Annotated in this window: 4 protein-coding genes; 2 read left to right on the top strand and 2 right to left on the bottom strand. The window is 66.7% G+C overall.

Annotated features, from left to right (window positions below; all coding sequences use genetic code 11):
• Together AC1DO7_RS18365 and adeC are read left to right on the top strand one after the other, a co-directional pair.
• Positions 1-3,097 (top strand): efflux RND transporter permease subunit (locus AC1DO7_RS18365; protein WP_477116414.1); only part of this gene is annotated, 3,097 nt, incomplete at its 5' end.
• Positions 3,094-4,551 (top strand): AdeC/AdeK/OprM family multidrug efflux complex outer membrane factor, encoded by a 1,458-nt coding sequence (gene adeC, locus AC1DO7_RS18360; protein WP_441650154.1) that lies wholly within the window; start codon positions 3,094-3,096, stop codon positions 4,549-4,551. The genes AC1DO7_RS18365 and adeC, both read left to right, overlap by 4 nt.
• Before the next feature lie 179 nt (positions 4,552-4,730).
• Here the strand turns inward: adeC and AC1DO7_RS18355 are convergent, their stop codons facing one another.
• A complete protein-coding gene (locus AC1DO7_RS18355; RefSeq protein ID WP_441617628.1) occupies positions 4,731-5,585 on the bottom strand; it encodes a 3-hydroxybutyryl-CoA dehydrogenase in 855 nt (284 codons plus the stop codon).
• Positions 5,586-5,661: 76 nt separating this feature from the next.
• A complete protein-coding gene (locus AC1DO7_RS18350; protein ID WP_441617626.1) occupies positions 5,662-6,093 on the bottom strand; it encodes an HIT family protein in 432 nt (143 codons plus the stop codon).
• Between the last annotated feature and the right edge of the window lie 124 nt (positions 6,094-6,217).

The following is a 6,217-nucleotide window of genomic DNA, read 5'->3' as shown; positions in this document are numbered from 1 at the left end:
GGTCATCATGCTGGCCGGCGTGCTCTCGATCCGGGCGCTGCCGATCAGCCAGTACCCGGCGATCGCGCCGCCGACCATCGCCATCTCGGTCAACTACCCCGGCGCTTCCGCCGAGACGGTGCAGGACACGGTCGTGCAGGTCATCGAGCAACAGCTCAATGGCCTGGACCGCCTGCGCTACATCTCGTCGGAGAGCAACTCCGACGGCAGCATGACCATCACCGTGACGTTCGAGCAGGGCACCAACCCCGACATCGCGCAGGTGCAGGTCCAGAACAAGCTGCAGCTGGCGACGCCGCTCCTGCCACAGGAAGTGCAGCAACAAGGCATCCGCGTCACCAAGTCGGTGCGTAACTTCCTGGTCATCGTGGGCCTGGTCTCCAGCGATCCGAAGGTGACGCGCGAAGACCTGTCGAACTACATCGTCTCGAACATCCAGGATCCGCTGTCGCGCACCTACGGCGTGGGCGACTTCCAGGTCTTCGGCTCGCAATACGCCATGCGGGTGTGGATCGATCCGGCCAAGCTCAACAGCTACCAGCTCGCCCCGCTCGACGTCAGCAACGCCATCAAGGCGCAGAACGTGCAGGTGGCCTCCGGCCAGCTGGGCGGGCTGCCGGCGGTCAGCGGCCAGCAGCTCAACGCCAGCGTGATCGGCAAGACCCGCCTGCAGACCAGCGAGCAGTTCGGCAACATCCTGCTCAAGGTCAACCCGGATGGCTCGCAGGTGCGGCTCAAGGACGTCGCGAAGGTGGAGCTGGGCGGGCAGGACTACAACATCAACGCGCAGTACAACGGCCAGCCGGCATCCGGCATCGCCGTGCGCCTGGCCAGCGGCGCGAACGCGCTGGAGACGGTCAAGGCAATCCGCGCCACGCTGAACCAGTTGCAGCCGTTCTTCCCGTCGGGCATGAAAGTGGTGTTCCCGTACGACACCTCGCCGGTGATCGCGGGCTCCATCCACGAGGTGGTGAAGACGCTGCTGGAAGCCATCGTGCTGGTGTTCCTGGTGATGTACCTGTTCCTGCAGAACGTGCGCGCCACGCTGATCCCCACCATCGCCGTGCCGGTGGTGCTGCTCGGCACCTTCGGCGTGCTGTCCGCGTTCGGCTACTCGATCAACACACTGACCATGTTCGGCATGGTGCTGGCGATCGGCCTGCTGGTGGACGACGCGATCGTGGTGGTGGAGAACGTCGAGCGGGTGATGGCCGAGGAAGGGCTCTCGCCCAGGGAGGCCGCGCGCAAGTCGATGGGGCAGATCCAGGGCGCGCTGGTCGGCATCGCGATGGTGCTGTCGGCGGTGTTCCTGCCGATGGCATTCTTCGGTGGCTCGACCGGCGTGATCTACCGGCAGTTCTCGATCACCATCGTCTCGTCGATGGTGCTGTCGGTCCTGGTGGCGCTGATCCTGACGCCGGCGCTGTGCGCGACCATGCTCAAGCCAATCGACAAGGGCGACCACGGCGAGCACAAGACAGGTTTCTTCGGCTGGTTCAACCGCAAGTTCATCTCGACCACGCAGGGCTACGAGCGCAGCGTGAAGGGGATCTTGCGCCGGCGCGTGCCGTTCCTGCTGCTCTATGTCGCGATCGTGGCGGGGATGGCCTTCCTGTTCACGCGCATCCCGACCTCGTTCCTGCCGGAAGAAGACCAGGGCGTGCTGTACGCCCAGGTGCAGACGCCGCCGGGCGCGACCGCCGAGCGCACGCAGAAGGTGCTCGACCAGATGCGCAACTACCTGCTGAAGGACGAGGGCAAGGTGGTGGACTCGCTGTTCACGGTCAACGGCTTCAACTTCGCCGGCCGCGGCCAGAACTCGGGCCTCGCGTTTGTCCTGCTCAAGCCCTGGGAGGAGCGCGGCGGAGACGATACCAGCGTGTTCGACCTCACCAAGCGCGCGCAGCGCAAGTTCATGTCGTTCCGCGATTCGCTGTCGTTCGCGTTCGCGCCGCCCGCCGTGCAGGAGCTCGGCAACGCCACCGGCTTCGACCTGTACCTGCAGGACCAGGCCGGCCTGGGCCACCAGGCGCTGATGAATGCACGCGACAAGTTCCTGCAGCTGGCGTCGAAGAACCCGGTGCTCCAGCGCGTGCGCCCGAACGGCCTGAACGACCAGCCGCAGTACATGCTCGATATCGACGACGAAAAGGCGCGCGCGCTCGGCGTGTCGCTGACGGACGTCAACAGCACCGTGTCGATCGCCTGGGGCTCGAGCTACGTCAACGACTTCGTCGACCGCGGTCGCGTCAAGCGGGTCTACCTGCAGGGCGAGCCCAATTCGCGCATGAACCCGGACGACGTCGACAAGTGGTTCGTGCGCAATGACAAGGGCGCCATGGTCCCGTTCTCGGCGTTCGCCACCGGCAAGTGGGGCTTCGGCTCACCCAAGCTGCAGCGCTACAACGGCGTGCCGGCGGTGGAAGTGCTGGGCGAGCCGGCCGCCGGCCGCAGCTCGGGCGAGGCGATGGCCGCGGTGGAGGAGATCATGAAGCAGATGCCCCCGGGCATCGGCTACGCGTGGACCGGCTTGTCGTATGAGGAACGGCTGTCGGGCTCGCAGGCGCCCGCGCTGTATGCGCTGTCGCTGCTCGTGGTGTTCCTGTGCCTGGCCGCGCTCTACGAGAGCTGGTCGATCCCGTTCTCGGTGATGCTGGTGGTGCCGCTGGGCGTGATCGGTGCGCTGCTCGCCACGCTGCTGCGCGGCCTGTCCAACGACGTGTTCTTCCAGGTGGGGCTGCTGACCACGGTGGGCCTGTCGGCCAAGAATGCGATCCTGATCGTGGAGTTCGCCAAGGAGCTGCACGAGCAGGGCAAGGGCATGGTCGAAGCGGCGATCGAGGCCTGCCGCATGCGCCTGCGCCCGATCGTGATGACCTCGCTTGCGTTCATGCTCGGCGTGGCACCGCTGGCCATCTCCAGCGGCGCCGGCGCCGGCAGCCAGCACGCCATCGGCACGGGCGTGATCGGCGGCATGATCACCGCGACCATCCTGGCCATCTTCTGGGTGCCCTTGTTCTTCGTCGCGGTAGGCTCGCTGTTCAAGGGCAAGAAGCGCGACGACGCCGGCACGCTCAACAAGGAAGCGCTCCAATGAAGAAACACGTGATTTGCCTGGCCGCCGCGGCGGCGCTCGCGGCGCTGTCCGGTTGCAGCCTGATCCCGCACTACGATCGCCCGGCCGCGCCCGTCGACGCGGCCTATCCGCAAGGCCCGGCCTACCCGCCGGCCGATGCGGCGGCACCCGCGGCGGCCGACCTCGGCTGGCGCGATTACTTTGCCGATCCGCGCCTGCGCCGGCTCATCGAAGCCGCGCTGGACAACAATCGCGACCTGCGCGTGGCCGCGCTCAACGTGGAAGCCTACCGCGCGCAGTACCGCATCCAGCGCGCGGACCTGTTCCCCGAGGTGGATGCCAGCGCGTCCGGCTTGCGCCAGCGCGTGCCCGCCGACCTGTCGACCACGGGCCGGCGCCTCATCAGCAGCAGCTACGGCTTGTCGCTCGGCACCACCGCGTGGGAGCTGGACCTGTTTGGCCGCGTGCGCAGCCTGAGCACCGCCACGCTCGAGCGCTACTTCAGCAGCCAGGAGGCCATGCGGAGCACCCATATCGCCCTGGTGGCGAGCGTGGCCGATGCCTACCTGGCACTGCGCGCGGACGAGGCGCTGCTGCAGCTCACGCGCGACACGCTCGGCACCTACGAGCGCACCTACCGCCTGACCAGGCGCAGCTACGACGAGGGCATTGCCTCGCGCCTGGACCTGCGCCAGTCGCAGACCAGCGTCGAGACCGCGCGCGCCAGCCTGGCGCGCTACACGCGGCAGGTGGCGCAGGACGAGAACGCGCTGTTGCAGCTGCTCGGCACCAGCAGCATGCCGGCCGACCTGCCCGCGGGCCTGGCCCTGGACCAGAAACTGATCGCCGACGTTCCCGCCGGCCTGCCTTCGGATCTGCTGCAGAACCGGCCCGACATCCTCGCGGCCGAGCACCAGCTGCTGTCGGCCAACGCGAACATCGGCGCGGCACGGGCGGCATTCTTCCCCAGCATCAGCCTGACCGCGTCGGCCGGCACTGCCAGCAACCAGCTCTCCGGCCTGTTCGATGCGGGCTCCGGCACGTGGCTGTTCCAGCCGCACATCAACCTGCCGCTGTTCACGGCCGGCAGCCTGCAGGCCAGCCTCGACTACGCGCGCATCCAGAAGGACATCAACGTCGCGCTGTACGAGCGCACCATCCAGACGGCGTTCCGCGAAGTCGCCGACGGGCTGGCCGCGCGCGGCACCTTCGGCGACCAGCTCGCGGCGCAGCTGCGCCTGGTGGATGCGACGCAGGACTACTACAAGCTTGCCGAGGAACGCTACCGCACGGGTGTCGACAACTACCTGACCGTGCTCGACGCGCAGCGCCAGTTGTTCAATGCGCAGCAGATCCTGATCGGCAACCGGTTCAACCAGCTGAGCAGCGAGGTCAACCTGTACAAGGCGCTTGGCGGCGGGTGGAAGGCTGCGTCGGTGGTACCGGCGCCTGCGGCGGGGACGCCGGCTTCGTAGGCGGGTTCCAGGCCGCTGTATCGCCCGGGAGGACGGCGCGGCGCACGCCTCTCCCGCGCGTGGTAGAGCAACCGTGTCAAGCGGGACGCAAGCCCCCTGCACAAAAAAAGGCCGGCGACGGGCATCCCGTCGCCGGCCTTTCCTTTTTGGCGTCTGGCGTCTGGCGCCTGCCTGCCGTCTTACTTGCTGTAGACGTACACGCCGCGCCCGGTCTTGCGGCCCAGGTAGCCCGCGGCCACCATCTCGCGCATCAGCATCGCCGGGCGGTACTTCGGATCGGCAAATTCCGTGTACAGCACTTCCATCACCGCCAGCATGGTATCCAGGCCGATCATGTCGGCCAGCGCCAGCGGGCCGATCGGGTGGTTGCAGCCCAGCTTCATGGCTTCGTCGATCTCTTCCGGCGCGGCCAGGCCTTCGCCCAGCACGCAGAAGGCTTCGTTGATCATCGGGCAGAGGATGCGGTTGACCACGAAGCCCGGGTTGTTCTTGACCGTGACGGGATACTTGCCGAGTTGCTTCGACAGCGCCTCGACCAGTGCGTGCGCGGTGTCGCTGGTCTGCAGGCCGCGGATCAGTTCGACCAGGGCCATCATCGGCACCGGGTTGAAGAAGTGCATGCCGATGAAGTTGGCCGGGCGGCTGACGACTGCCGCCAGCTTGGTGATCGAGATGGAGGACGTGTTGGATGCCACCACCACGTCGTCGCCGACGATGGCGTCGATCTGCTTGAGGATCTTGACCTTGAGGTCGAAGTTCTCGGTGGCGGCTTCGATCACGATGTCGGCGGCCTTGAGATCGTCATAGGCGGTCGAGCCCTTGATGCATGCCAGCGCAGCGTCCTTGTCGGCTTCGCTGATCTTGTCCTTCTTGATCAGGCGGTCCAGGCTGCCCGCGACGGTGGCGATGCCCTTCTGCACCGCCGCTTCACTGATGTCCACCATCACCACGTTCAGGCCCACCACGGCGCATGCCTGCGCGATGCCGTTGCCCATGGTGCCGGCGCCTACGATGCCAACTGTCCTGATTCCCATCTTCTCTTCCTTGTTGCTGGTTGCTTGATTCTGATTGCTTGATTCAGCTTGTCCGATCCGGGCTGCAGGCGCGCGCTCAGGCTTCGCGCAGCGCGGCGATGATGCGCTCGGCGTGCTGCTCGAGGATCTCCGGGTCCTGCATGTCGGTGCCGTGGCCGCGCAGGGCACGGTCGGCGTAGCGCGGCACGATATGGAAATGCACGTGCGGCACCGTCTGGCCGGCGGCGGCGCCGTTGAACTGGCCGATCGAGATGCCGTCCGGGTTGAAAGCGGCGCGCACCGCGCGCGCGATGCGCTGGGTGGTGCGGATGGCGGCGCCCGCCGCGGCTTCGGACAAGTCGAAGATCTCGGCGGCGGGCTCCTTGGTCACCACCAGCGTGTGGCCGTCGGACTGCGGCATGATGTCCATGAAGGCGATCGTATCGGCATCTTCATAGACTTTGTTGCAGGGCAGTTCGCCACGCAGGATGCGGGCGAAGATATTGTTGGGATCGTACGTCTTGCTCATGTCTGGTCTCGTTGCTGATTGGCTTGCCGGGCGGCTCTGGCGGGCGCAGCCTTGAAGTTTAACGCAGGGCAATGTCTCTACATAGCGCTACCTGGCCCTGCGCATTGCCCGAAAAAGCGGCTGC

Source organism: Cupriavidus sp. 05N40 (genome assembly GCF_056397305.1).
The sequence above is the reverse complement of the archived record's forward strand: the minus strand, read 5'-3'. Positions and strand labels throughout refer to the sequence as shown.